This window comes from Streptomyces shenzhenensis (assembly GCF_021462265.1).
GTDB lineage: Bacteria > Actinomycetota > Actinomycetes > Streptomycetales > Streptomycetaceae > Streptomyces > Streptomyces shenzhenensis.
Genome location: NZ_JAJONF010000238.1, coordinates 1 through 247 on the forward strand (window position 1 = coordinate 1; position 247 = coordinate 247).

Consider the following 247-nt stretch of genomic DNA (forward strand, 5'->3'; position numbering starts at 1 on the left):
ACGCGGGACCGACATGGTGGTGGCGATCCTGGCGGTGTGGAAGGCGGGCGGGGCGTACGTGCCACTGGACCCGGAGTACCCCACTGACCGGCTGGCCTACATGGTCCACGACAGTGGAGCCGAGCTGGTGCTGGTGGGGGAGGAAACGGCGAATCGGCTGTCGGAGCACGTTCAGACCGTCCGGTTGGAAGAGCTGGAGAGCGGCCGTTGTGAGTTCCCTGAGATCGCGGTCGGTCAGCTGGCGTAT

Annotated in this window: 1 protein-coding gene; it reads left to right on the forward strand. The window is 66.4% G+C overall.

The features are described from left to right. Positions 1–13: 13 nt before the first annotated feature. Positions 14–247: AMP-binding protein (locus tag LQ326_RS48190; protein ID WP_372497156.1), on the forward strand; the 234-nt coding region annotated here is incomplete at its 3' end.